At 63.2% G+C, this 22,893-nt stretch carries 19 protein-coding genes and 3 tRNA genes; 7 read left to right on the forward strand and 15 right to left on the reverse strand.

Going from position 1 to position 22,893, the window contains the following annotated elements:
• Positions 1-398: LysM peptidoglycan-binding domain-containing protein (locus tag BGO62_RS10010; protein ID WP_296641927.1), on the forward strand; the 398-nt coding region annotated here is incomplete at its 5' end.
• Positions 399-436: 38 nt separating this feature from the next.
• Here BGO62_RS10010 and BGO62_RS10015 read toward each other — a convergent pair.
• The 5 genes from BGO62_RS10015 to BGO62_RS10035 are packed head-to-tail and all read right to left on the reverse strand — an operon-like array spanning position 437 to position 7,224.
• A complete protein-coding gene (locus tag BGO62_RS10015; RefSeq protein ID WP_296641930.1) occupies positions 437-634 on the reverse strand; it encodes a hypothetical protein in 198 nt (65 codons plus the stop codon).
• Entirely contained in the window at positions 631-2,685 is a 2,055-nt protein-coding gene (locus BGO62_RS10020; RefSeq protein WP_296641931.1) for an ABC transporter ATP-binding protein, read from the reverse strand. Before BGO62_RS10020 ends, BGO62_RS10015 begins: the two co-directional genes overlap by 4 nt.
• Positions 2,682-4,088 (reverse strand): ABC transporter permease, encoded by a 1,407-nt coding sequence (locus BGO62_RS10025; protein WP_296641933.1) that lies wholly within the window; start codon positions 4,086-4,088, stop codon positions 2,682-2,684. Before BGO62_RS10025 ends, BGO62_RS10020 begins: the two co-directional genes overlap by 4 nt.
• The gene (locus BGO62_RS10030) at positions 4,085-5,062 is read right to left on the reverse strand and encodes an ABC transporter permease (protein WP_296641934.1); all 978 of its coding nucleotides are present in this window, start codon (positions 5,060-5,062) and stop codon (positions 4,085-4,087) included. Before BGO62_RS10030 ends, BGO62_RS10025 begins: the two co-directional genes overlap by 4 nt.
• A complete protein-coding gene (locus BGO62_RS10035; RefSeq protein ID WP_296641936.1) occupies positions 5,062-7,224 on the reverse strand; it encodes an ABC transporter substrate-binding protein in 2,163 nt (720 codons plus the stop codon). Before BGO62_RS10035 ends, BGO62_RS10030 begins: the two co-directional genes overlap by 1 nt.
• Positions 7,225-7,299: 75 nt before the next feature.
• Between BGO62_RS10035 and fabI the strand changes: the two genes are divergently transcribed.
• The gene (gene fabI, locus BGO62_RS10040; RefSeq protein ID WP_296641939.1) at positions 7,300-8,082 is read left to right on the forward strand and encodes an enoyl-ACP reductase FabI; all 783 of its coding nucleotides are present in this window, start codon (positions 7,300-7,302) and stop codon (positions 8,080-8,082) included.
• A 66-nt stretch (positions 8,083-8,148) separates the two neighbouring features.
• Here the strand turns inward: fabI and BGO62_RS10045 are convergent, their stop codons facing one another.
• The 9 genes from BGO62_RS10045 to BGO62_RS10085 form a co-directional block, all read right to left on the reverse strand.
• Positions 8,149-10,050, reverse strand: a complete 1,902-nt coding sequence (locus BGO62_RS10045) for a SurA N-terminal domain-containing protein (protein WP_296641941.1) — start codon at positions 10,048-10,050, stop codon at positions 8,149-8,151.
• Between the two features lie 162 nt (positions 10,051-10,212).
• Positions 10,213-10,289: transfer RNA gene (locus BGO62_RS10050), tRNA-Asp, on the reverse strand.
• A 52-nt stretch (positions 10,290-10,341) separates the two neighbouring features.
• A tRNA-Val gene (locus BGO62_RS10055) sits at positions 10,342-10,417 on the reverse strand.
• Positions 10,418-10,479: 62 nt separating this feature from the next.
• Positions 10,480-10,752 carry an HU family DNA-binding protein gene (locus BGO62_RS10060; RefSeq protein WP_296641944.1) on the reverse strand — a complete coding sequence of 91 codons (273 nt, stop codon included), beginning with the start codon at positions 10,750-10,752 and terminating at the stop codon, positions 10,480-10,482.
• A gap of 148 nt (positions 10,753-10,900) precedes the next feature.
• Positions 10,901-13,318 (reverse strand): endopeptidase La, encoded by a 2,418-nt coding sequence (lon, locus tag BGO62_RS10065; protein WP_296641967.1) that lies wholly within the window; start codon positions 13,316-13,318, stop codon positions 10,901-10,903.
• Positions 13,319-13,434: 116 nt separating this feature from the next.
• Positions 13,435-14,706, reverse strand: a complete 1,272-nt coding sequence (gene clpX / locus BGO62_RS10070; RefSeq protein WP_296641947.1) for an ATP-dependent Clp protease ATP-binding subunit ClpX — start codon at positions 14,704-14,706, stop codon at positions 13,435-13,437.
• A 13-nt stretch (positions 14,707-14,719) separates the two neighbouring features.
• Positions 14,720-15,376 carry an ATP-dependent Clp endopeptidase proteolytic subunit ClpP gene (gene clpP, locus BGO62_RS10075; protein ID WP_296641950.1) on the reverse strand — a complete coding sequence of 219 codons (657 nt, stop codon included), beginning with the start codon at positions 15,374-15,376 and terminating at the stop codon, positions 14,720-14,722.
• Positions 15,376-16,674: a trigger factor gene (gene tig / locus BGO62_RS10080; RefSeq protein WP_296641953.1), complete on the reverse strand. Its 1,299-nt coding sequence runs from the start codon at positions 16,672-16,674 to the stop codon at positions 15,376-15,378. The genes clpP and tig overlap by 1 nt, the downstream gene beginning before the upstream one ends.
• 52 nt (positions 16,675-16,726) lie before the next feature.
• Positions 16,727-16,811: transfer RNA gene (locus BGO62_RS10085), tRNA-Leu, on the reverse strand.
• 110 nt (positions 16,812-16,921) lie between these two features.
• Here BGO62_RS10085 and hpnC point away from each other — a divergent pair.
• From hpnC to BGO62_RS10110, 5 genes are read left to right on the forward strand one after another with little or no spacing between them, the layout of a single operon-like run.
• Positions 16,922-17,734: a squalene synthase HpnC gene (gene hpnC / locus BGO62_RS10090; protein WP_296641956.1), complete on the forward strand. Its 813-nt coding sequence runs from the start codon at positions 16,922-16,924 to the stop codon at positions 17,732-17,734.
• A 2-nt stretch (positions 17,735-17,736) separates the two neighbouring features.
• Positions 17,737-18,582 (forward strand): presqualene diphosphate synthase HpnD, encoded by an 846-nt coding sequence (gene hpnD / locus BGO62_RS10095; protein ID WP_296641969.1) that lies wholly within the window; start codon positions 17,737-17,739, stop codon positions 18,580-18,582.
• Complete coding sequence (hpnE, locus tag BGO62_RS10100) at positions 18,579-19,850, forward strand: hydroxysqualene dehydroxylase HpnE (protein ID WP_296641959.1); 1,272 nt, start codon at positions 18,579-18,581, stop codon at positions 19,848-19,850. Before hpnD ends, hpnE begins: the two co-directional genes overlap by 4 nt.
• Positions 19,847-20,590, forward strand: a complete 744-nt coding sequence (locus tag BGO62_RS10105; protein WP_296641962.1) for an SDR family NAD(P)-dependent oxidoreductase — start codon at positions 19,847-19,849, stop codon at positions 20,588-20,590. Before hpnE ends, BGO62_RS10105 begins: the two co-directional genes overlap by 4 nt.
• Before the next feature lie 13 nt (positions 20,591-20,603).
• A complete protein-coding gene (locus BGO62_RS10110; protein ID WP_296641964.1) occupies positions 20,604-21,875 on the forward strand; it encodes a serine/threonine-protein kinase in 1,272 nt (423 codons plus the stop codon).
• A 321-nt stretch (positions 21,876-22,196) separates the two neighbouring features.
• Here the strand turns inward: BGO62_RS10110 and tatC are convergent.
• Positions 22,197-22,893, reverse strand: a 697-nt coding sequence (gene tatC, locus BGO62_RS10115) for a twin-arginine translocase subunit TatC (protein WP_296641966.1), incomplete at its 5' end; no start/stop codon positions are given.

The raw sequence follows: 22,893 nt of genomic DNA on the forward strand, positions 1-22,893 counted from the left end.
AAAGCGCCGCCCCGGCACCAGCGATGAGCGCAAGCCAGCACCAGGTCGAGCGCGGCGACACGCTGTTCGGCGTGGCCCGCCGTTACGGCCTGACCGTCGCCCAGCTGACCCAGGCCAACCCCGGCCTCGATGGCGGCCTCAAAGCCGGCCAGACCCTGCGCCTGCCCCTGAACGAACAGGCCGCCCGGCAACCCGAAGCCTTCCGCCACGTCGCCTTCAACCTTCTTCCCGGGAAACCTGCCGGGCCCGTTCATTACACCGTCAAACGCGGCGACAGCCTGCACGCCATCGCGCAGCGCTTCGACGTCAGCCTGGCCGACCTCAAAACCTGGAATCCGGTTTTGGGTAATGATGGCGGCATCCGCGCGGGCCAGCGGATCGTAGTCAAACGCCCCTGAGGCCCGCCGCCGATTCAGCGGCCTTGACCTAGAGCTTCCTAATCGGGCGCAGGCGGCTCATCCGACTTGTCCGACATCACCAGTGCCATGCCGACGGCGGCCAGCACCATCCACAGCACCGCCGCCCAGATGCCCAGCGCATCCGACAGCGGCCCCATGAAAAGCAGCGTCAGCATGGCCACGCCCAAAACCAGGTTGCCGATCCAGAAATTGCGACTGCGTTTGCCGGTATTCAATTGACACTCCATTCAGAAAACGCCTGCCCCTGCGCGGCCACCCAGTGGCAACGCGCCCAGTGCCCGCTGCCCACCGCGGTTTGACCGGGATAGACTTGCCGGCATATTTCGCTTGCATGCGGGCAACGCGGATGGAAATGACAGCCGCTGGGCGGATTGAGCGGCGACGGCTGGTCGCCGCTCAGGCGAACGATGCGCTTCCCGGCCGGCGGCTCGATGCGCGGCACGGCGCTCACCAGCGCCTGGGCATAGGGATGGCGCGGCGCGCGCAGCACTTGCGCCGCCGGGCCCTGTTCGACGATGCGCCCGAGATACATCACCGCCACCTCGTGCGCCAGATAATCGACCACGGCGAGGTTGTGGGTGATGAACAGATAGGCCAGGCCCAGGCTGTCCTGCAAATCCTTCAGCAGATTCAGTATCTGCGCCTGCACCGAGACGTCGAGCGCGCTGGTCGGTTCGTCGCAAATCACCAGTCTGGGCGACACCGCCAGCGCCCGCGCAATCGCAATGCGCTGCCGCTGGCCCCCGGAAAACGCATGTGGATAGCGCCCGCCCGCGTCGTCGGGCAGCCCCACCTGGCGCAGCAACAGCGCCACCGCGTCGCGGCGCTGATTTGCCACCCCCACTCCAAGGGCGTCCATGCCTTCGAGCAGGATGTCCGCCACCCGCATGCGCGGATTGAGCGAACTGAACGGATCCTGGAACACCATCTGCGCCTGTCGCCGCAGGGTGGCTGCATTGCGCGCGGCGACGGTCTCGCCGGCCAGCACGACGCGGCCCGCGGTCGGTTCGATCAGCCGCAGCAGCGCCTTGCCGACGGTGGTCTTGCCGCAGCCGGACTCGCCCACCAGCGCCAGCGTGCGGCCCGGCTGGATCGACAGCGTCACGTCGTCCACTGCGCGCACATGGCCGACGGTGCGCTGGATGAAGCCGCGCCTGATCGGAAAATGCACTTTCAGGCCGTCCACCTGCAGCAGGGCTTGCGCCGCTTGGGTTGAATGCGTCGGCGGCGTCACCGCGCGCGCACTGCGCAGCGGCAGCGCGCCCGCCAGATGGCAGCGCACCCGCTGACCGTCGATCGCTTGCCAGTCGGGCGATTCGTCGCGGCAGCGCGCAATCGCAAACGGACAGCGCGGCGCAAAGCGGCAGCCACGCATCCGGCCGTCGAGCTTCGGCACCTGGCCGGGAATCGTGGTCAGCCGCCCGCCATCGCCGCCCCCCCCCGCAGGACTCCGCTCCGCCATGGGCTGCAGCCCGTGCGGAATCGCATGCGGCAGCGCCTCGAACAGCATGCGGCTATACGGATGTTGCGGGGCCGTGAAAAACGCGTCGCGCGTCCCCTCTTCCAGCAACTCGCCGGCGTACATCACCCCCACGCGGTCGGCGTTCTCGGCCACCACCCCGAGATCGTGCGTGATCAGCAGCATGCCCATATGCTTTTCGCTGCGCAGGTTCCGCAGCACGTCGAGCACCTGCGCCTGGATGGTCACGTCGAGCGCGGTGGTCGGCTCGTCGGCGATCAGGAGCCTAGGCTGGCCGGCCAGCGCCATTGCTATCATCGCCCGCTGGCGCAGGCCGCCGGACAGCTCGAACGGATAGCTGTCGAGCCGCCGCAGCGCGTCCGGCACTCCCACCGAATCGAGCAGCCCGCGTGCCGCCTCCCGCGCCGCCTGCCCGCTCAGGCCCTGATGCAGGGCCAGCGCCTCGACAATCTGATGGCCCACCTTGACGACCGGATTCAGCGCCAGCATCGGCTCCTGGAAAATCATCGCCATGCCGCCGCCACGCACGCGCCGCATGTCGCGCTCGGGCAGCGCCAGCACATCCTGCCCGTCCAGTTGCACCGCCCCTGCGACGATACGGCCGCCGTCCGGCAGCAGGCGCATCAGCGACAGCGCGGTCATCGACTTGCCGCAGCCTGACTCGCCGAGCAGCGCGTAGGTTTCGCCGGCGGCGACATGAAAGGACACGCCATCGACCACGCGCAGGGTATCCGCATCGTGGCCGATTTCGGTGACGAGCCCCGCGACCCGCAGCAGGGGCTTCACCGGCGGCCTCCCAGACGCGGGTCGAAGGCGTCGCGCACACCGTCGGCGAACAGGTTGGCGGCAAGCACCAGCGCGAACATGAAGGCGAATGCCGCACCGAGCTGCCACCATACTGCCGGTTCGCGTGCAAGTTCGAGGCGCGCGCCGTTGATCATGTTGCCCCAGCTGTACATGGAGGGATCGACGCCGACGCCGACGTAGGACAGCACCGCTTCGGCCAGCACCAGCCCGGAAAAATCCAGAACGACCGCAATCAGCACCAGATGGAACACGTTGGGAAAAATGTGGCGGCTGATGATGCGTGCATTCGATACGCCGAAGGCGCGCGCCGCCTCGACGTAATCGAGCGTGCGCAACTTGAGCGATTCGCCGCGCAGCAGTCGCGCCAGTCCGGTCCAACTGGTCATGCCCATGATCAGGCACAGCGCCAGCAGGCGAATGTCGGCGCGCGCGGCGGCGGTGTCGAACAGTTCGGGGTTGGATTCGATATAGACCTGCACGATCAGCACGGCAGCCGCAATCAGCAGCACGCCCGGGATCGAGTTGAGCACGGTGTAGAGGTACTGGATCGCGTCGTCCACCCAGCCGCGGAAATAGCCCGCCACGATGCCCAGGCCGATTGCCAGCGGCAGCGTGACCAGCGTGGTCAGCGTACCGATCACCAGGCCGGTGCGGATGCTTTTGAGGCTGATGTAGAGCACGTCCTGTCCGACCTTGTCGGTGCCGAGCACGTGGTAGCCGGACGCCAGCTGCGCCATCGCGCCGCCCAGCATGAGCAGCAGCGCCAGCATGCCGACGAGCGTGCGGCCGGGCCAGTTCAAGCCGCCTTGTCGCCACCGTGCAAGCCATGTACCGACGGGCAGCTGCAGCCGGCGTGCCTGCCACGCAGCCAGGCCGGCAAGCAGCAGCAGGCCGGCGAGGGCGCCCTGCGCGGCGCCGGCGAGGGTGCGCCGCGCGATGTCGGATAGCCGGTCGCCGGCGTGCTGCAGATGCGCGCCGCCATATTGCAGGCGCGGATAATCGCGCACCGCCACGCCATTCCGCTCGACGAATTCCATGGCATACAACTGCATCGCCAGCGGCGCCGAATAGGTTTTTTCCTGGCGGGTGCGCAGGCCGCCCACCAGCGCGTCGAACGCGCTCATCACCTCGACCGAATACTGCGGCTTGTCGGCCGGACTGTCGGGCAGCCGTTCCCGGTAATGCAGCGAATCGAGCAGGCCGATGACGACGAAGACGCCCAGCACCAGAGCCGCCCCCATCGCCATCGGGCGCTGCGCCACGGCCACCCACGGAGCGCGCAGATGGTCGTGGCGACGGATGAACCAGGCCAGCGCCAGCACGCCCGCCAGCAGTGCAAAAATCAGCGCATCGGTCCACAGGATCACGGGCATGAAATTCATTGCAGCCTCACCCGCGGATCAGCCCACGAATAGGAAATGTCGGTGAGAATGAGGCCGACGATGTAGAGAAAGGAGCCCAGGAACACCATCGCGCGCACCACGGCGAAATCCTGCGCCTGGATCGCGTCGATGGTGTAGCTGCCGAGCCCTGGGATGCCGAAGAAGGACTCGGTGATCAGGCTTCCCATGAACAGCAGCGGCAGCACCACCACTGCGCCGGTGAGGATCGGGATCATGCCGTTCTTCAGCACGTGGCGAAACAAGACCCGGATTTCGGACAAGCCCTTGGCGCGCGCGGTGCGCACATAGTCCTTGCCGATTTCCTCGAGGAAGATCGTGCGGTACCAGCGCGCGCCGCTGCCGATCCCTGCCGCCACGCTGACCAATACCGGCAACAGGATGAACTTGAGCCCGCCGATGCCGCCGGTATAGCCCGAAATCGGCAGCAGGTTCCACAATTTGGCGATGAAATACTGCCCGGCGATGATGTAGAACAGGCCCGAGATCGACATCAGCACCACGCACAGCACCACCCCCCACAGGTCGAGGTAGGTGGCGCGGAAAAACACCATCAGCAAGGCGAAGGTGATGTTGGCCAGCAAGCCGATGACGAACACCGGCAGCGCGATCGCCAGGCTCGGCCCCATGCGGGTGCGGATTTCGTTGCCGATGTCACGGCCGTCGTCGCTTTTGCCGAACTTGAAGACGAACATCGCCGCCGAGTGCTGGAAGAAAATCGTCTCGGTGAACTGCGCGCTGCCCGTTGCCTCCGCATTCAGCAGCAGCGGCTTGTCGTAGCCGTGCTCGGCCTTCCAGCGCTCGATCGCCTCCGGCGTCACGTGCTTGACGCCGAGTTGCAGCCGCGCCATGTCGTCCGGCGTGTTGACGACGAAAAACAGCGCAAAGGTCAGCAGGTTGACCCCGATGAGGATCGGGATCGCGTACAGCAGGCGGCGCAGGATATAGGCGAACATCAGGCGGTCTTTCGTTCATGCCGCCGCCACGCGATCACTGCCGGCGCGATCACGGCCGCCAGCGCAGCGGCCAGCAGCACGATCGGCCACAGCACCGGACGGTTCCATTCGGCGCGCCGGGCTTCGCGCACGGCAGCGTCGATACGGCGGTATTTGAGGGTGTTGTTCGCCATCAGGTTGGGTTTGACGTTATGCACCCAGCCGTGGCGCAGGCCGAAGGCCTTGGGATGGTAGGCGAAGATCCACGGCGCATCGCGGCGCACGACGTCGAGCATGGCGTCGATCACCTGCTGGCGCGCGGGGCCGTTGTCCATGTCCTTCATCTGCTCGAACAGGCGGTCGAACTCGGGGTTGTCGTAGTTGGCGGCATTCTCGCCGCCGCTGCCGACTTTCTTGTGCGGGCCGTAGAGCAGGAAGAAGAAATTTTCCGGATCGGGGTAGTCGGCATTCCAGCCCCATTCGAACAGCTGGGCATTGCCCTTGCGGATCTTGTCCTGAAAACGGTTGTAGTCGGTGCCGCGCACCACCAGCTGCACATTGAGCTTGTCGAGCTGCTTCTTCATCCAGTCGAGCCGCGACTTGGCATCGGGGCCGGATGCCATGGTGTCGAAATACAGCACCAGCGGTTCGCCCGTCTTCGCGTTGCGGCCGTTCGGGTAGCCCGCCTCGGCCAGCAGGCGGCGCGCGGCCTCGATCGGGCGGCGCGCGATCCTGCCGTCGCGTGCTTCGTAGACATAGGGGTTCAGTCCGGCCACGCCTTCGACATAGCCAAACAACCCCGGCGGAATCGGCCCCTGCGCGGGAATGCCGCGGCCATTGAGGAAAATGGAAATGAACTCGTCATAGTCGAATGCGATGGACAGCGCCTGGCGCAATTTGCGGCGGTCTTCGCCAAGGCCGCCCACCACCGGGTCGAGCATGTTGAAACCGACATACCACAGGGACGCCGCCACGGTGGTGACGAGGCCGATGCCCTTGGCGCGCATGGAATCGGTGAGCTGAGGATCGCCGCCGGCGGAGAACTTCACGGCCTGGTCGAAGCTATCGGAGCTGATGCCGGAGCTGTCGTAATAACCCTGCAGAAACTTGCTCCAGTAGGGAATGGTTTCCTTTTCCAGGCTGAACACGGCTTCGTCCACCAGCGGCAGGTGCTTGCCGGCGTCGGCCAGCAGCCCTGCCTGCCTGTCTTCGTCGCTGCCTTCCGCCGGATAGGTTTCGCCGTGGTAGTGCGGATTCCTTTTCAGCACCATGCGGCGATTGGGATCGTTTTCCGCCAGGTAATACGGCCCGGTCCCGACCGGCTGCCAGTCGAGCGTGAGATTGCGCCCGGCCAGACCGGGCTGGGCATAGAAGACGTCGGCTTCCCATGGAATCGGCGCAAAAAACGGCATTGCCAGCCAGTAGATGAACTGCGGGTATTTGCCTTTGACATGGATGCGGTAGGTGTAGCGGTCGACGACCTCCGCCCCTTCAAGTGCGAAATCGTCGAGATTCAGCGCTGCCGCGGGGCGGGATTGAGCCGCTTTTTCCAGCGCCGCACCCAGCGCCTTCAGACCGATGATGTGTTCGGCCATCAGGCCGAAAATCGGCGAACTCAGCCGCGGATTGGCCAGGCGCTTGATCTGATACACATAATCGGCAGCCACCAGTTCGCGCGTGCCGCTGTGCTCGAAGTCATGGATCCGGGTTTTTCCGGCGGTGTCCGCGGCGGTGAGCGCATGGTAGCGGTAGCGCCCCGCCGCATCGCGTGCGAATGCCGGGTGCGGCTGATATTGGATGCCGGGGCGGATACGGATTTCATACACGCTCTTCGCAATGCGTGCAGAGGACGCATCGTCCGGCAGCGCATGCCCCGCTGCATCGAAATAGCGCGCCTGGGGCACCGCATCCGCGGTGAGCGGAATCAGCGTGTAAGGGCGCTGGAGAAAGTGATACTGCAGCGGCGGCTCATAAATTTGGCCGGTGAATTCGATTTCGTTCGCGCTGTAGGAGCGCGCCGGATCGAGATGCTTGGGGCGTTCGGAAAACGCGCTGTACAGGATGTTGGCGTTGGCCGGGCTGCCCGGGTAGGGATTGTTCCAGCTGTCGGAGCAGCCCGCCAGCCACCCCAGCCCTAGCCCCAGCAGGCCCAGTTTGAGGAAAATCGTGCCCGTGCGCGTCATGCCGCAAGTGTACCCAAGCGCGTGCGCAACGTCAGCCGTTATAATCGGCGGCAATTCAATTCTTTCGAGACCATTATGGGATTTCTTGCAGGGAAGCGTTTGCTCGTCACCGGCGTCATTTCCAACCGTTCGATTGCGTATGGCATCGCTGCCGCGTGCAAGCGCGAAGGCGCCGAACTCGCCTTCACCTACCAGGGTGAGCGCATCAAGGACCGGGTCAGCGAATTCGCCAAGGAATTCGGCTCCGATCTGGTGTTCCCGTGCGACGTCGGCAGCGACGAGCAGATCGATGCCCTGTTTGCCGAACTCGGCAAACACTGGGACGGCCTTGATGGCCTGGTGCACTCGATCGCCTACGCACCGAAGGAAGCCCTGGCCGGCGATTTTCTCTCCGCGGTCACCCGGGAAAACTTCCGCATCGCACACGACATCAGCTCCTACAGCTTCGCCGCGCTGGCCAAGGCCGCGTTGCCGATGATGGAGGGCCGCCAGGCGGCACTGCTGACGCTGTCGTATCTCGGCGCGATTCGCTCCGTTCCCAATTACAACGTCATGGGCCTGGCCAAGGCCAGCCTCGAATCCAGCGTGTACTACATGGCACAGAGCCTCGGCCCCAAGGGCATCCGCGTCAATGCGCTATCGGCCGGGCCGATCAAGACGCTGGCCGCCAGCGGCATCGCCAACTTCGGCGAGAAGCTCGACCTGGTCGCCAAGAACGCGCCGCTGCGCCGCAACGTAACGATTGAAGAGGTTGGCAACGCCGCCGCCTTCCTGCTCTCCGACCTGGCGTCCGGCATTACCGGCGAAATCACCTACGTCGATGCCGGCTTCAATTCCACCGCCGGCGCCGAGAGCTGATCTGAACTTTCCCGCAATAAAAAACGCGCCTTGAAGGCGCGTTTTTTATTGCGGCTACGCGACGGCTTATCTTCCCTCGATCGCGTTGGGCTGGACTTTCACTTTCTGGCCGGCGGTAATCAGCGCAACCATCGCCTTCATATCCGCACGCTGCTGCGCCTGCGTGACGCCGGCTTCGATCGACGACAGCAACATCGGATCCAGCGCCGGCGCATCCAGCACGCGGCTCACGCGTACGATGCGATACGAGCCGTCGGGGCGGGCGAAGCCGGTGTAGGCCGGCAGTTTGTCCGTGGCGACGCGGAATACCGCTTTGGCCCCGGCCGCATCCAGCACGGCGGATGGTTGACGCCCCACGATCTGGAAAGCCGACCAGTTCAATCCCGCTTCGTCGCCTTTTGCCAGCGCCTGGAGGGTGGCTTCAGCTTTTTGCGCCAGCAAACGCATACTCTGCTCGGTGCGCAGCCTGGTTTCGATCGCCTGCGACGCCTCGGTCAGCGGACGCAAGCGGGCCGGGCGATGCTCCACCACCCGCGCAGCGACCAGAGTGCCGGGCTGCACTTCAATGGCTTCGGTGTTCTGCCTGGATTTGATCGATTCCGGACTGAACAGCGCGGACGACAAGGCGGCATGATTGAAAGGCGGCGGCGCAGTCCTGGCCGTCATCCAGCCGCTTTGCTGAACCGTCAGCTTGGCGGCGGTGGCGGCGGGCTGCAACGACTGAGCGTTCTCGTACACCAGATTGCTGAAGTTGTCGGCCATGTCGGCGAAGGCTTTTTGTGCCTGCTGCTTGCGCAGCTCGCTTACGACCGCTGCGCGCACCTCGGCCAGGGGCGCAGTCTGGGCAGGCTGAATGCCATCCAGCCGGATGATGTGATAGCCGAAATCGCTTTCCACCGGTCCGCGGATTTCATTGGGCTTCATGCTGAACACGGCATCCTCGAAGGCTTTGACCATCATGCCGCGGCCAAAGCTACCCAGGCTGCCATCCTGCGCGGCCGACCCCGGATCCTGCGACTGGGTGCGCGCCAACTCGGCAAAGCGCTGCGGGTTTTTCTGCAGGGTCTGCGCCAATTCGGCCGCTTTCGCCTTGGCTTTGGCACGCGAAGCCGCATCCGCATTTTTTTCTGCGGCAATCAGGATGTGACTCGCACTGCGCTGTTCCGGCTGCCCGAACTGGGCGGCATGGGAAGCATAGTAATCCGCCACGGCCTGCTCGCTCACCGCGATACCCGCCGCTACGCTTGCCGTATCCAGCACCAGATATTCGGCGCGGATCTGCTCGGGTTCGGTGAACTCGCCCTTGTTGGCCACGTAGTAACGCTCCACGTCGGCGGGCGCCACCCTGATCTGCGGCGCCACCGCGGAAGCAGGCAGATCGGCCCAGGCGATTTCACGCTGTTGCGCCACCAGGCGGGCAATCTGAGCCAGCGATGTGCCGGACGGGAACGCCGCAAGCGAAACCGGGCTGGCAATGGCCTCCAGCATGAAAGCCTGGCGCAATTCATTTTCAAACTGGGCGGGTGTGCGGCCATTCTGGCGCAGCACCGCCTCATACCGCTGCTGCGAAAACTTGCCGTCCTGCTGGAAGGCCGGAATCTGCGCCAGCACCGACGCAATATAGGCATCGGGCGCCAGGAACTTGAGCTTTTGCGCATCCTGCAGCAAGGCTTTACGCTCGACCAGGCTGTCGAGAACCTGCTTGCGGAAGTTTGCCGTTTCGGTAACAGCAGGGTCGAACGCAGGGCCGAGCGCCTCGCGCATGCGGTCGCTCTGTGCCTGAATCTCCCGGGTCAGTTCTTCACGCGAAATCCCCACGTCGCCGACCTCGGCAACCATGCCGCCGCTGTTGTCGCCCTTCATGTAGGAATCCACGCCGAACAAGGCGAAGGTGATTGCGATCAAGGCCAGTATGACTTTGGCCAGCCAACCCTTTGCATGCTTGCGGATTGCTTCGAGCACGGTCATCAACTCCAGAAAAAACATCAGCGCGAATTTTCGCGCACTTTGCGCCTTACGTCTCGCCCGGCGCGATTAATTAAAAGTTACGCATGGACAAACTCAACCGATGCGATAAATAACAAAGCCCCGAAATAAAAAAAGGCGAACTTGCGTTCGCCTTTTTGATGTTGGCGGAGTGGACGGGACTCGAACCCGCGACCCCCGGCGTGACAGGCCGGTATTCTAACCAACTGAACTACCACTCCCTGATGCTGCAGAAACCATGCTACCTAAAACTTGACCCGCTTATTTCCCTGCTGGTGGGTGCTGAGGGGTTCGAACCCCCGACATTCGCCTTGTAAGGGCGACGCTCTACCAGCTGAGCTAAGCACCCGACAAAGACCAAGATTCTACAACAGATTTTCCGATCTTGCCAAATGCATATCGCATTTTTTATTAATTGATGGCGTCCTTCAGGCCCTTGCCAGCACGGAACTTCGGCACCTTGGCAGCCTTGATCTTGATGGTTGCGCCGGTGCGCGGATTGCGGCCTGTACGCGCGGCGCGCTTGCCGACATAAAAGCTGCCAAAACCTACCAGCGTCACCATGTCACCCTTCTTCAGCGCTTTCTTGACAGCTTCAACCGTTGCATCCAGTGCACGACCGGCTGCTGCCTTGGAGATATCAGCCGAGTCGGCAATGGCATCGATCAATTCGGATTTGTTCACGTGTTGTCCCCTTCACTCAAGTGGCACAGGAAAACCCTGTGGGCGCTTTTATAGCAACCCGCAAAACCTTGTGTCAAGCGGTTTTCCGGGCTATCGGCAAAAAAATCCCGCGACTGGCGCGGGATTCCGGCGAGTGGCTGGAAAATACTCAGTGTTTGAGCGCCGCGGCGGCGACCCCTCCCTCTTCCGGAACGGCAATCGCCGGCGTTTCCGCTTCCGGTTCGTCCTGCAAGGGCTCGGGCGTGTGCTCCAATGCCAATTCAAGAACCTGGTCGATCCACTTGACCGGATGAATGTCGAGTTTGTTCTTGATGTTGTCAGGAATCTCGGTCAGATCCTTGACGTTCTCCTGCGGGATCAGCACCGTCTTGATTCCGCCGCGATGCGCAGCCAGCAGTTTTTCCTTCAAGCCGCCAATCGGCAGTACTTCCCCCCGCAGCGTGATCTCGCCGGTCATCGCAACGTCCGCGCGCACTGGGATCCCGGTGAGGATCGACACCATCGAGGTGCAGATTGCGATGCCCGCAGACGGCCCGTCTTTCGGCGTCGCACCTTCCGGCAGATGAATATGGATATCGCGTTTCTGGTAGAAATCCTCCTGGATGCCCAGCTTGCGCGCGCGTGAACGCACCACCGACAGCGCGGCCTGTATGGATTCCTGCATCACTTCGCCGAGCTTGCCGGTGGTCGTCATCTTGCCGCGCCCAGGCAGAGCAACCGCCTCGATGGTCAGCAACTCGCCGCCGACCTCGGTCCAGGCCAAGCCTGTCACCTGTCCCACCTGGTTGTTCTTTTCCGCGATGCCGAAGCTGAAACGCCGCACGCCGAGGTATTTTTCCAGATTGCGCGACGTGACCAGGATCTTGGTGCTCTGCTTCTTCAGCAACAGGGCCTTGACCGCCTTGCGGCAGATTTTTGAAACCTCGCGCTCCAGGCTGCGCACGCCGGCCTCGCGCGTGTAGTAGCGCACGATGTCGCGCAACGCCGACTCGGCAATGGCGAGTTCGCCTTCCTTGATGCCATTGACCTTGAGTTGCTTGGGCACCAGATAGCGCTCGGCAATGTTGATTTTCTCGTCCTCGGTGTAACCCGACAGGCGGATCACCTCCATCCGGTCGAGCAACGGCGCCGGGAGGTTGAGCGAGTTGGCCGTGGCGACGAACATCACGTCGGAGAGATCGTACTCGACCTCGATGTAATGATCCTGGAAGGTATGGTTCTGCTCGGGGTCGAGCACTTCCAGCAGCGCCGACGACGGATCGCCGCGGAAGTCCTGGCCCATCTTGTCGACTTCGTCGAGCAGGAACAACGGATTCTTCACTCCGACCTTGGTCAGGCTTTGCAGGATCTTGCCCGGCATCGACCCAATGTAGGTGCGGCGGTGCCCGCGAATCTCGGATTCGTCGCGTACGCCGCCAAGCGCCATGCGAACGAATTTGCGATTGGTCGCGCGGGCGATGGACTGGCCGAGCGAGGTCTTGCCGACCCCAGGCGGCCCCACCAGGCAGAGAATCGGCGCCTTCACCTTGTCGACGCGCTGCTGCACCGCGAGGTATTCCAGGATGCGTTCCTTGACCTTGTCGAGGCCGTAGTGGTCCTGGTCGAGGACTTTCTCGGCCTTGAGCAGATCCTTGCTGATCTTGGTTCTCTTTTTCCAGGGCAGACCGACCATGGCTTCGATATAGCTGCGTATCACGGTGGCTTCGGCCGACATCGGCGACATCATGCGCAGCTTTTTCAGTTCGCCCATGGCTTTGGCTTCGGCCTCCTTGGACATGCTGGCATCCTTGATGCGCTTCTCCAGCTCCTCCAGCTCGGCGCCCTCTTCGATGTCGCCCAGCTCCTTCTGGATCGCCTTGACCTGTTCATTCAGGTAGTACTCGCGCTGGCTTTTCTCCATCTGCCGCTTGACGCGGCCACGGATGCGCTTTTCGACCTGCAGGATGTCGAGTTCGCCTTCCAGCAAGCCGAGCAGATGCTCAAGGCGCTTGTTGACACCGATCATCTCCAGCACCTCCTGCTTCTGCTCCAGTTTCAGCGGCAGATGCGCGACGATGGTGTCGGCCAGACGGCCGCCTTCGTCGATGCCCGAGAGCGAAGTGAGGATTTCCGGCGGAATTTTCTTGTTCAGTTTGACGTACTGGTCGAACTGCGTGAGCAAGGCGCGGCGCATGGCCTCGACTTCCACCAGTTCCTCGCCCTCGGCGGGCAGAATTTCGGCGCGCGCAGCAAGATGGGTGCCGGTATCGGTCACCTCCAGCACGCGGGCGCGCTGATTACCCTCCACCAGGACTTTGACGGTGCCATCCGGCAGCTTCAGCATTTGCAGGACGGTGGCCACGCTGCCGGTATCGTAGAGATCCTCCGGCGTGGGGTCGTCCTGGGCGGCCGTCTTTTGGGCAACCAGGAGAATGCTCTTGCCGGACTCCATCGAGGTTTCCAGCGCCTTGATCGACTTGGGACGGCCGACAAACAACGGGATGACCATGTGTGGGAACACCACCACATCCCTAAGCGGCAACAGCGGCAGATCGACCTGTTCCTTGGATACGTTGTCGCTCATCATGATTTCCTGGTAAGGGTTTGAGGAAAGGATGCGCGGCATTCAACCACGCTCATCCACAATTGGGGGGCATAGTTTGGAATTCAAGATGGCTGACAGGTTCCCCGTCAGCCATCGGTTCAAGCTCCGGCGGCCAGCGGCTGGTCGCCCTGCTCGGAGTAGATCAGCAAGGGTTTGCCTTCGCCGTTGATCAGGCCGTTGTCCACCACCACCTTGCTGACCCCTTTGAGCGAGGGCAGGTCGTACATGGTATCGAGCAGGGCATGCTCGATGATCGAACGCAGGCCGCGCGCACCGGTGCGGCGATTCAGCGCACGCTTGGCGATGGCGTTGAGCGCATCGTCGCGGAATTCGAGCTCGACGCCCTCCATCTTGAAGAGCTTGGCGAACTGCTTGGTCAGCGCGTTCTTCGGCTCGGTCAGGATCTGTACCAGCGCGGCCTCGTCGAGTTCATCCAGCGTCGCCACCACTGGCAAGCGCCCGACGAATTCCGGGATCAGGCCGTATTTGATGAGATCTTCGGGTTCGACCTGGTGCAGCAATTCAGCGTCGCGCTTGGTCTCGTCGACATTTTTCACCTGCGCGCCGAAACCGATGCCGCCTTTCTCGGTGCGGCCACGGATGACCTTTTCCAACCCGCTGAACGCGCCGCCGCAAATGAACAGGATATTGCTGGTGTCGACCTGAACGAATTCCTGATTCGGATGCTTGCGCCCACCCTGTGGCGGGATCGAGGCAGTGGTGCCCTCGATCAGCTTCAGCAATGCCTGCTGCACGCCTTCGCCCGACACATCGCGGGTAATCGAAGGGTTGTCGGCCTTGCGCGAAATCTTGTCGATTTCGTCGATATAAACGATGCCTTGCTTGGCCTTGTCGACATCGTAATCGCACTTCTGCAGCAGCTTCTGGATGATGTTCTCGACATCCTCGCCCACGTAGCCGGCTTCGGTCAGCGTGGTGGCATCGGCGATCACGAAGGGCACGTTCAACAGGCGCGCCAGCGTCTGCGCCAGCAGGGTCTTGCCCGACCCGGTAGGGCCGATCAGCAGGATATTGCTCTTCGCCAACTCGACTTCGCCGCTGCCGGAATTGCTGCGCAAGCGTTTGTAGTGATTGTAGACCGCGACGGCGAGCGCCTTCTTGGCCTGCCCCTGGCCGATCACATACTGATCGAGAATACCGCTGATTTCATGCGGCGTCGGCAGGTCGGAGCCCGCACTCTTCTGACCGTCGGCCTGCTGGATTTCCTCGCGAATGATGTCGTTGCACAGCTCGACGCATTCATCGCAGATGAACACCGACGGCCCGGCAATCAGCTTGCGCACCTCGTGCTGACTCTTGCCGCAGAAGGAGCAGTAAAGAAGTTTGTCGCTCGAGCCTTTGTCTGCCATGCCAGTTCCTTGCTTAATTGCCTGATGCTTCGTTGCGGTTGGTCAGCACCTTGTCGACCAAGCCGTAGCTTACCGCTTCGTCCGCGCTCATGAAGTTGTCGCGATCGGTATCGCGCTCGATCGCTTCCATGCTCTGTCCGGTGTGTTTGGCCAGCATGTCGTTGAGGCGCGCTTTCAGATACAGAATTTCCTTGGCGTGGATTTCGATATCCGACGCCTGCCCCTGGAAACCGCCCAGCGGCTGGTGGATCATCACACGCGAGTTCGGCAGGCAGTGGCGCTTGCCCTTGGCGCCTGCGGTCAGCAGGAACGCCCCCATGCTGGCCGCCTGACCGATGCATAGCGTGGACACGTCCGGCTTGATGAACTGCATGGTGTCGTAGATCGCCAGGCCGGCCGAAACCGAGCCGCCGGGCGAGTTGATGTAGAAATAGATGTCCTTGTCGGGGTTTTCCGACTCCAGGAACAGCATTTGCGCAACCACCAAGTTGGCCGTCGCATCGTTCACCGGGCCAACCAGGAAAATCACCCGCTCCTTGAGGAGACGCGAGTAAATATCGTAGGCGCGTTCGCCACGGCCGCTTTGTTCGACGACCATGGGAACCAGCCCCAGCCCCTGGGGCTCGAAGGGCCGCGAATTGGAAATACCACGTTCAAAATCAATGCGCATCAGGCACGTCCCATCAATTCTTCAAAGGAGGTTGTCACGTCTTCCACTTGGGCCTGACCTGCAACCCATGCTACCACATTCTCTTCCAGCGCCAGGGACTCGATCTCCTGCATCCGCTGCGGGCTCTGGTAGTACCACTGCACCACCTGTTCCGGCTCCTCGTAGCTCTGCGCCTGTTCCTGAATCAGGGCGCGAATCTGCTCCGGCTGCGCCACCAGCTTGTTCGCCTGCACGATCTCGGCCAGGATCAAGCCCAGGCGGACACGGCGTTCGGCCTGCCCGGTAAACATATCGGCAGACAGCTTCATGGTCTGAACCCCGCGCGACTGCATATCGGCCTCGGTCATCTTCTGCAGACGGTCGGACTCCATCGCCACCAGGCTCTGCGGCAGATCCAGCGTGCTTTTCTGCAGCAGCAACTCCATCGCCTGCTCTTTCAGTTTCGCCTGCACGCGGCGTTTCACTTCGCGTTCCAGATTGGTCTTGACCTCGGCCTTGAGTTTCTCGACGTCACCGTCCTCGACTCCCAGCGCCTTGGCAAATTCCGCATTCACCGGCGGCAGCACAGGAGCCTGCACGTCCTTGACCTGCACCTCGAAATGCGCGGCCTTGCCGGCGAGTTCCTTGGCGGCATACTCGGCCGGGAAAGTCAGATCGAATCCCTTGCTGTCGCCCGCCTTGAGCCCGGTCAGGCTCTGTTCGAAATCCTTCAGCAAACGGCCTTCGCCGATTACCGCGGCGAAGTCTTCGCCCTGGCCGCCTTCGAATGCCGCGCCATCCACCGTGCCCTGATAGTCGAACTTGACCAAATCGCCTTCCATTGCGGCCCGATCGGTTGTCTCGAAGCTGCGCCGCTGCTTCTGCAGCACTTCCAGCGTCTTTGCGACATCGGCCTCGCCCAGGTTCACGACGGGGCGGCTGAGCTTGCCAGTATTCAGCACGTCGATCTTCACTTCAGGATAGACCTCAAAGCTGGCACTGAAAGTCATTTCCGCTGCCGCCGCCTGCCCCGCCTTCGGCTCGAAGCGCGGATAACCCGCGATTCTCAACTGGTGGGCCTGCACGGCCTCGCCAAAGCGGGATTGCAGGGTTTCACCCAACACCTCCTGACGCACGCCGGCGCCGTGCTGACGCACCACCGCGCTCAACGGCGCCTTGCCAGGACGGAAACCATCCATCTTGACGTTGCGCGCCAGGCGCTTCAGACGGCTCTGCACTTCGGTTTCCAGCTGATCCATGGGCACGCTGATATCCAGGCGCCGGGCCAGACCTTCGAGGACTTCAAGATTTGCTTGCATCAAAATACTTCCTGGCTGAATTGAAATGTAAGGGTGAACGGCATAAAGCCGATGGTGCGAAAGGGGGGACTCGAACCCCCACGCCTTGCGGCGCTGGAACCTAAATCCAGTGCGTCTACCAATTCCGCCACTCTCGCGGCTTGGCCGCAAAACTATCGACCAATAAGTGTAATATAATCAAAGCGATGCTGTCACCCAAGCTAACCCGGCATCCTGCCTAAGTCATTATTCCCATTCCGTTTTTTTGTTGCCGGTGCCGGTCGATCACTACGAAAACTTCCCCGTTGCGTCCTGGTTGCTGCCCAAACGGCTGCGCAAACCGGTCGAAGCCATCTACCGGTTTGCCCGCACGGCGGACGATATTGCCGACGAAGGCGACGCCCCCGCAGCAACTCGCCTCGAGCAGCTGGCGGCATACCACGCCGAACTGGATCGCATCGAACGCGGCGAGACCTCAAGCCATCCGGTTTTTGTGCCGCTGGCTGCCGCAATCCGCGATCACGCCATTCCGCTGGCACCGTTTCGCGACCTGCTGTCGGCTTTTGCGCAGGACGTGGAAAAAAAACGCTACGCCGACTTCGGCGAAGTCATGGACTACTGCCGCCGCTCGGCCAACCCGGTGGGGCGCCTGATGCTGCATTTGTACGGCGACCACGACCCGCGCCATCTGGCCTATTCCGACGCCATCTGCAGCAGTCTGCAACTGATCAATTTTTTGCAGGACATCGCGGTCGATTACCGGAAAGACCGCATCTATCTGCCGCAGGATGAACTGGCCGCACACCGCATCGGCGAAATGCAGATCGCGCAGGGCGACACGCGCGGGTTGTGGCACATGATGATGCACAAGCAGATCGAACGCGCGCGCAAGCTGCTGCAGGCCGGTGCGCCGCTCGGCCGGGCGCTCAAGGGGCGCATCGGGCTGGAACTGCGCGTGACCATCCTCGGCGGTGAAACCATCCTGCGCAAACTGCATGCCGACCCCGGCTGCATATTCCACGATCGCCCGGTACTCACCAAAAAAGACTGGGGCATCATGCTCTGGCGCGGATTTCTTTGACCATGGATGTCCATCAGTATTGCCAGGAACGGGCTGCCGCCAGCGGCTCCAGCTTCTATTACAGCTTCGTCTTCCTGCCACCGGACACGCGGCGCGCGATCACCGCGTTTTACGCCCTGTGCCGCGAACTCGACGACGTGGTGGATGAGTGCCACGAAAGCCAACTCGCCCTGACCAAGCTCGACTGGTGGCGCGAGGAGATCATGCGGTTTGCGGCCGGCGCGCCGGAACATCCGGCCACCCGCGCCCTCCTCGATACCGCGCAAGGCCGCAATGCACCCGCTGCCCTGCTGCTGGAAATCGTCGACGGCATGGCGATGGACCTGGATCATTTACGCTACCCCGACTTCAAGTCCCTCAATCTGTACTGCTATCGCGTGGCAGGCGTGGTGGGCGAAGTCGCGGCTGCGATTTTCGGCGGGCCGCGCAGCGCGGACGATCGCGCGGTTCGCCGTTATGCGCACGAACTGGGTCTCGCGTTCCAGCTCACCAACATCATTCGCGACGTCGGCGAGGACGCGCGACGCGGACGGATTTATCTGCCGCAGGATGAACTTGCACGTTTCGGTGCGCGCGAAGCCGACATCCTGGATGGCGTGACCACCCCCGCATTTCAGGCGCTGATGCAGTTCCAGTTCGAACGCGCCGCCGCCTGCTACGAGCGCGCGTTCGCCGCGCTCCCCGCCAGCGCGCGCCACGCGCAGCGCCCGGGGCTGGTGATGGCGGCGATTTATCGCACTTTACTGAATGAAATCCGGCGCGCCGAATTTCCCGTGTTGCGCGCGCGCGTCTCGCTCACGCCAATGCGCAAGCTGTGGCTGGCCAGCAAGACCTGGCTGTTTCCATGACCGCCCGTGTCGCGGTGATCGGCGGCGGCTGGGCGGGCTGCGCCGCCGCGCTGACGCTGGCCGAGGCTGGGGTCAACGTCACCCTGTTCGAAGCCAGCCGCACCCTGGGTGGCCGCGCGCGCGCGGTCGAACTCGCAGGCCGGTTGCTCGACAACGGCCAGCACATCCTGCTCGGCGCGTATGCGCAGACACTACATCTGATCGAGCGCCTGCGCCCCGCCGCCGCGCAGGACGGCTTATGGCGCCTGCCGCTGACCCTTAGCCAGCCACCGGATTTCAGCCTCGCCTGCCCGCGCCTGCCAGCGCCGCTGCATTTGCTGGCGGGGCTGCTCGGCGCACGGGGACTGGGCTGGCGCGACAAGCTCGCCGCCGCACGCTGGGCCTACGCGCTGCTGCACGACACGGCTGCGCCGGATCGGCTAAGCGTCAGCCAGTTCACCCGCTCCCAGCCCGAAACACTGCGCCGCCTGCTATGGCATCCGCTGTGCGTATCGGCCCTCAACACGCCGCCGGAAACGGCCAGCGCCAAGGTTTTCCGCGACGTCATCCGCGCCGCTTTCGGCGGTCGCAATCATGATAGCGACCTGCTGTTGCCGCGGCGCGACCTGACGGCCCTATTCCCTGCGCCCGCTGCTACACGCCTGATCGAATGCGGCGGCCAAGTGCGCCTGGCTTGCCGGGTAACCGCGTTGGATGCCACCGCGGATGCCGTCACCTTGAGCACGCGCGACGGGGCGACCGCCTACAGCCACGTCATCCTCGCCGTCGCCCCGCAACATCTGGCGGGCTTGGCTGCCCCGATCCCCGCGCTCGAATCGGTGGTGCGCGAAGTGTCGGCCTATCGCTATCAACCGATCGCCACCGGCTACGTCCAGTACGATCCGGCTTTCCGGCTGGCCAAGCCGCTGTTCGCCCTGGCGGATGGCCCCGCACAGTTTGTGTTCGACCGCGGCCAGAGCCACGGCCAGGCAGGGCTGCTGGCGTTTGTTGCCAGCACCGCCGCGCAGCTGCCCGCGGACTGGCTGGATCAGGCCGAAGCCCAGTTGCAGCGGATCGCCCAGCCCGGCCCCGCACAGTGGCGCAAAAGCATCGTCGAAAAGCAGGCCGGCTACGCCTGCGTCCCCAACCTGAAACGCCCTGCCGTCCGCACCGCGCACCTGCGCATATTCCTGGCGGGCGATTACACTGCCGGGCCTTACCCCGCCACGCTCGAAAGTGCAGCCGTGAGCGGAGTACAATCGGCCGGCGCTTTACTTGAACAGCTATGAAAAACTATCTTCCCCGCCCTGACCTGCTCGCAGGTCGCGTCATTCTCGTCACCGGCGCCAGTTCGGGTCTCGGGCGTGCCGCCAGCCTGGCGTTTGCGCGCCACGGCGCCACCGTCGCCCTACTCGCACGCAACGAAGCCAAACTCGAAGCGGTCTACGATGCCATCCTGGCCGCCGGCGGCCCCGAGCCCGCCATGTTTCCGTATGACCTGGCCGCCGCCGACGACCGCAGCCTGGAGACCCTCGCCGGCACCCTCGCGCATCACCTGAAACGGCTCGACGGATTGCTGCACAGCGCACACCAGTTTTACAGCCTTACCCCTCTCCACCTGCAAACGACCGAGCAGTGGCAGACCCTGATGCGGGTCAATCTGATCGCGCCATTTGCGCTCACCCGCGCCTGTTTGCCGCTGCTGCGGCAGGCGCCGGATGCGTCGGTCGTGTTCACCGGTGAAACCCACGGCCATCAACCCAGTGCCTACTGGGGCGGCTATGCCGTAGCAAAATCGGGCCTGGAAACGCTCACCCGGATCTGGGCCGATGAACTCAGCGCGGACGAAAACCTGCGGATCAACACCCTGATTCCCGGCCAGGTGGCGACCACCTTGCGTTCGCGCACCCATCCCGGGCTTGCGCCCGAGACGATTCCCGGCGTCGACGACCTGATGCCCTGGTATCTGTATCTGATTGGGTTGGACAGCCGCAGCGTGCGCGGTCAGATCGTGGAATGCCAGGCCTGACGCTCACCCCGTCATGAAAATCGGCCGCTACGAAATTCTCGATGAAATCGGCCAGGGTGCGATGGGCACGGTTTATCGGGCGCGCGACCCGCTGATCGAACGCACCGTCGCCATCAAGGCCGTGCCCATCGCGCAATTGCGGCAGGAAGGTACTGGCGCGGAATCCCGTTTTCTGCGCGAAGCGCAGAGCGCCGGCCGGCTGTCGCATCCCAATATCGTGACGATCTACGACGTCGGCGAGGCCGATGGGCTGGCCTATATCGCCATGGAATACCTTCCCGGCGCGACCTTGCGCGATCTCATGGACAAGGGCCCGATGCCGCTGGATCTGGTGCTCGATACCGCCACGCAGATGGCCGAGGCGCTGGCGTTCGCGCACGAGCACGACGTCATCCACCGCGACGTCAAGCCCGCCAACGTCGTCGTCACCGGGCGGCGCGGACGCATCAAGCTGACCGATTTCGGGATCGCCCATTTCGTCAACAGCGACTATACCCACGCCGGGCAAATGCTCGGCTCGCCGCGCTACATGTCGCCGGAACAGGCAATGGGGCGCGAGGTAAATGGATGCTCGGATATTTTTTCGCTGGGTGCCGTGCTGTACGAAATGCTCACCGGGCAGTATGCCTTCGATGGCGACAGCCTGCCGGCCATTGTTTACCGGGTGGTCAATGAAGCACCGGTCCCTGCAACGACCCTGCGCCCCCAGTTGCCGGCCGACCTGGCCAGGCTGCTGGCGCGCATGCTGCACAAGAATCCGGAAGCCCGGCCGGATGCGCGCACCCTGGTCAGCGCCTTGCATGTGCTGGCGCCTGCAGCGTCACAGGCGCCAGCACCGCCGCCTTCCAAGCAGGTGTCACGCCTGCTGCGGGTAGTGGCATTCGGCGCGCCCGTCGGCGTGCTCTTGTTGATCGGCGTGGGCATCATCGTCATCGAGCACTTCCTCGGCCCGGCCCGCCCGATCCTGTCCCCTCCCGCGCCGCCAGGCGCCAGCCTCCCCCAGGAGGCAGTATCGCAGCCAGATGCGGCCCCGGACATGGAGATGAGCGTGGCAAGCCGGCCCGCCCCCAAGCCGGCCCAGCCGGAGCGCCCACCGGCAGCCGTCGACCAAACAGATCCCTACCTTGCCGGCCTCGACAAAAAGCAGGTCGAGTTGCGCATCAAGCGCGCCGAACTGCGGCTGAAATATACCGAGCAGCATCCCGACGTGGTACAGGTGGACCGGCAGCTCGAACAACTGCGAATCGAGCGCCGCAGGCACCTGCGGCAACTGGAAAAAAACTAGCCGGACTCCCCGTCGGTTTCGCGCTCGGCCGTCGCCGACATCTTGTGCATGCCGAGAGCGGCGCCGTTGAATTCCGCCTCTGCATCCAGCCCCGCGGAGCCGCCTCAGGCTGCCATGCACCGCCAGACCGCCAAGCGCAGCGGCAGCCGCCCATGGCATGCAGCGCCACCGATACCCGGCAAAGTCACGGAATTTCACTCCCGCGGCACTTGGCAGCCAAACCCGAAGACCGCCATTGCCGTCCAGGCGATGCCTTCAAAAAATGGGGAAACCCGCCCCGCCAGCGCGGACTGGGCCGCGCAATGGCACTGCATTGGTGCGCTAACGGCTCTTGGGCGAGCCGGGTTCGGTTTGATCGGGCAAGCTTGGGGGGCGATCGATCAGACTGGCTTCGATACGGTCCAATTCCGCATCCATGTCGGATTGCGACATCGGCGTGTAATCCGAGGCGGATTCAACTGCCTCGGATTCAGGCTTGGGCTTGGTGATCAGGGCGGCAACGATGATACCCAGTTCGTACAGCACCCACAGCGGCACTGCCAGCATGAATTGCGAGATCACGTCGGGCGGGGTGAATATCGCGCCGATAATAAAGGCGCCGACGATGACATACGGCCGGATTTCGCGCAGTTTGGCCACCGACACCATACCCATTTTGACCAGCAGCACCACGGCAACGGGAACCTCGAAGGTAATCCCGAAGGCCATGAACAAGGTCATCACAAAGTCGAGGTATTTGCCGATATCGGTCATCACCGCCACCCCCTCGGGTGCAACGCCGACGATGAAGCCGAACACCACCGGGAACACCAGGAAATAGGCGAACGCCATCCCCAGCAGGAACAGAATGACGCTGGCGATCACCAGCGGCACGCCAAGACGCTTTTCATGCTGGTACAGCCCCGGTGCGACAAACGCCCAGACCTGGAAGAACACCCATGGCAACGCCAACAGGAAGGCGGTCATCATGGTGACCTTGATCGGCACGAAGAACGGTGTCGTGACCTCGGTGGCGATC

Origin of the sequence: Thiobacillus sp. 65-1402, assembly GCF_001897685.1 — a bacterium.
Classification (GTDB): domain Bacteria; phylum Pseudomonadota; class Gammaproteobacteria; order Burkholderiales; family Thiobacillaceae; genus Thiobacillus.

Excerpts from the sequence above, each read along its gene's own strand:
- BGO62_RS10025 (WP_296641933.1), bottom strand. The coding sequence starts at position 4,088 with ATGAATTTCATGCCCGTGATCCTGTGGACCGATGCGCTGATTTTTGCA.
- BGO62_RS10030 (WP_296641934.1), bottom strand. The coding sequence starts at position 5,062 with ATGTTCGCCTATATCCTGCGCCGCCTGCTGTACGCGATCCCGATCCTC.
- BGO62_RS10035 (WP_296641936.1), bottom strand. The coding sequence starts at position 7,224 with ATGACGCGCACGGGCACGATTTTCCTCAAACTGGGCCTGCTGGGGCTA.
- fabI (WP_296641939.1), top strand. The coding sequence starts at position 7,300 with ATGGGATTTCTTGCAGGGAAGCGTTTGCTCGTCACCGGCGTCATTTCC.
- BGO62_RS10045 (WP_296641941.1), bottom strand. The coding sequence starts at position 10,050 with ATGACCGTGCTCGAAGCAATCCGCAAGCATGCAAAGGGTTGGCTGGCC.
- lon (WP_296641967.1), bottom strand. The coding sequence starts at position 13,318 with ATGATGAGCGACAACGTATCCAAGGAACAGGTCGATCTGCCGCTGTTG.
- clpX (WP_296641947.1), bottom strand. The coding sequence starts at position 14,706 with ATGGCAGACAAAGGCTCGAGCGACAAACTTCTTTACTGCTCCTTCTGC.
- clpP (WP_296641950.1), bottom strand. The coding sequence starts at position 15,376 with ATGCGCATTGATTTTGAACGTGGTATTTCCAATTCGCGGCCCTTCGAG.
- tig (WP_296641953.1), bottom strand. The coding sequence starts at position 16,674 with ATGCAAGCAAATCTTGAAGTCCTCGAAGGTCTGGCCCGGCGCCTGGAT.
- hpnD (WP_296641969.1), top strand. The coding sequence starts at position 17,737 with ATGGATGTCCATCAGTATTGCCAGGAACGGGCTGCCGCCAGCGGCTCC.
- hpnE (WP_296641959.1), top strand. The coding sequence starts at position 18,579 with ATGACCGCCCGTGTCGCGGTGATCGGCGGCGGCTGGGCGGGCTGCGCC.
- BGO62_RS10105 (WP_296641962.1), top strand. The coding sequence starts at position 19,847 with ATGAAAAACTATCTTCCCCGCCCTGACCTGCTCGCAGGTCGCGTCATT.
- BGO62_RS10110 (WP_296641964.1), top strand. The coding sequence starts at position 20,604 with ATGAAAATCGGCCGCTACGAAATTCTCGATGAAATCGGCCAGGGTGCG.